We start from the raw sequence: 2,650 nt of genomic DNA on the forward strand, positions 1-2,650 counted from the left end.
GGACTACCTCAAGTCCAAGGACGCCGACCGCTACACCGCGCTGATCGCCAAGCTGGGCCTGCGCAAGTAAGTCGAATCGCATGCAAAAACGCCTGGGTTAGTCCGCTAGCTCAGGCGTTTTTTACTTCGGAGCCGCAAAAACAGAGCGAAGCTGTGTCATTCCAGAGAGGTTCTCCGCCGAATTTCCCTGGAATGGCATCGTGTTCTGGCAAGCGCTCCGGCCCCCGCGGGGCCCGTGGTCGTCACGGGTTTCACCGCCATCCAAACAGGAGCACAAAATGAGCCTCTTCAACAAAGTCACCAAGTCCTTCCAATGGGGCGGCAAGACCGTCGTTCTGGAAACCGGCGAGATCGCCCGACAGGCCTCCGGTGCCGTGACCGTGGACATCGAAGGCACCGTGGTGCTGGCCACCGTGGTCGCCTCCAAGTCGGCCAAGCCCGGCCAGGACTTCTTCCCGCTGACCGTCGACTACATCGAGAAGACCTACGCCGCCGGCAAGATCCCCGGCAGCTTCTTCAAGCGCGAAGCCAAGCCCAGCGAGCACGAAACGCTCACCAGCCGCCTGATCGACCGCCCGATCCGCCCGCTGTTCCCCGAAGGCTTCCTGAACGAAGTGCACGTGGTCATCCACACGCTGTCGCTCAACCCCGAAGTCGACGCCGACATCGCCGCGATGATCGGCGTCAGCGCCGCGCTGTCGATCTCCGGCATCCCGTTCAGCGGCCCGATCGGTGCCGCCCGCGTGGGCTACATCAACGGCCAGTACGTGCTGAACCCGGGCCAGACGGCACGCAAGGATTCGCAGATGGACCTGGTCGTCGCCGGCACCGAAGCCGCCGTGCTGATGGTCGAGTCCGAAGCCCTGCAACTGAGCGAAGAGATCATGCTCGGCGGCGTGGTTTTCGGCCATGAACAGGCCAACATCGCGATCAACGCGATCCACGAACTGGTGCGCGACGCCGGCAAGCCGGTCTGGGACTGGCAGCCGCCGGCCGAAGACGAAGCCTTCGTCGCCAAGGTCAAGGGCCTGGCCGAAGAGAAGCTGCGCGCGGTCTACCAGATCCGCAGCAAGCAGGCCCGCACCCAAGCCCTGCGCGAAGCCAACGCCAGCGTGATGGAAGCGCTGAAGGAGAGCGGCGAGCCTTTCGACGCCGGCAAGGTCAGCGACCTGCTGTTTGCGATCGAATCGAAGATCGTCCGCGGCCAGATCCTGTCGGGCGAACCCCGCATCGACGGCCGCGACACGCGCACCGTGCGCCCGATCGAGATCCGCAACGGCGTGCTGCCCCGCACCCACGGTTCGGCCCTGTTCACGCGCGGCGAAACCCAGGCGCTGGTGATCACCACGCTCGGCACCGAGCGCGACGCACAGCGCATCGACGCGCTGATGGGCGAGTACGAAGACCGCTTCCTGTTCCACTACAACATGCCTCCGTTCGCCACCGGCGAAGTCGGCCGCATGGGCTCGACCAAGCGCCGCGAAGTCGGCCACGGCCGCCTCGCAAAGCGCGCGCTGGTCGCGGTGCTGCCGAACAAGGAAGAGTTCCCCTACACGATCCGCGTCGTCTCGGAAATCACCGAGTCGAACGGCTCCTCGTCGATGGCCTCGGTCTGCGGCGGCTGCCTGTCGATGATGGACGCCGGCGTGCCGATGAAGGCCCACGTGGCCGGCATCGCGATGGGCCTGATCAAGGAAGACAACCGCTTCGCCGTGCTGACCGACATCCTGGGCGATGAAGATCACCTGGGCGACATGGACTTCAAGGTGGCCGGCACGACCAATGGCATCACCGCGCTGCAGATGGACATCAAGATCCAGGGCATCACGAAGGAAATCATGCAGGTCGCCCTGGCGCAGGCCAAGGAAGCGCGCATGCACATCCTCGGCAAGATGCAGGAAGCGATGGGCGAGGCCAAGGCCGAAGTGTCGACCTTCGCACCGCGCCTGACCACGCTGAAGATCAATCCCGAGAAGATCCGCGACGTGATCGGCAAGGGCGGCGCGGTCATCCGCGGCCTGCAGGAAGAAACAGGCACGACGATCAACATCGACGAGGACGGCACCATCACCATCGCCTCGACCGATCCCGAAAAGGCCGAAGCGGCCAAGAAGCGCATCGAGCAGATCACCGCCGAAGTGGAAATCGGCAAGGTCTACGAAGGCCCGGTCACCAAGATCCTCGACTTCGGCGCGCTGATCAATCTGCTGCCCGGCAAGGACGGCCTGCTGCACATCAGCCAGATCGCGCAYGAGCGCGTCGAGAAGGTCACCGACTACCTGAGCGAAGGCCAGATCGTCAAGGTCAAGGTGCTCGAGACCGACGAGAAGGGTCGCGTCAAGCTGTCCATGAAGGCCCTGACCGAGCGTCCGGCCGGCATGGAATTCAGCGAGCGCCCGCCGCGTGAAGACCGTGGTGATCGCGGCGATCGTGGCGGCGAGCGCCGCGAGCGTTCGGACCGTGGCGATCGCAGTGGCGACCGTCCGCCGCGCGCCGAGCGCGCACCGCGCTTCGAGAACAACGAGCGTAGCGGCGAGCAGCCGGTGGAGCAGGGCGTCGACCAGCAGCCGATGCAGGAATCGAACCGCGGCGACGGCCAGGCCTGATGAGGCGCGGTGGCGGCAACGCCATTGCGCCGTACCGCGTGCCG

General features: G+C 65.2%; 1 protein-coding gene and 1 pseudogene. Both read left to right on the forward strand.

Annotated features, from left to right (window positions below; all coding sequences use genetic code 11):
- Positions 1-70, forward strand: a pseudogene (locus tag AC1DY5_RS50625) (30S ribosomal protein S15); the annotation flags it as partial.
- 208 nt (positions 71-278) lie between these two features.
- A complete protein-coding gene (gene pnp, locus AC1DY5_RS50630; RefSeq protein WP_478121850.1) occupies positions 279-2,606 on the forward strand; it encodes a polyribonucleotide nucleotidyltransferase in 2,328 nt (775 codons plus the stop codon).
- Positions 2,607-2,650 lie beyond the last annotated feature (44 nt).

This window comes from Variovorax sp. P4_D9, assembly GCF_056401695.1.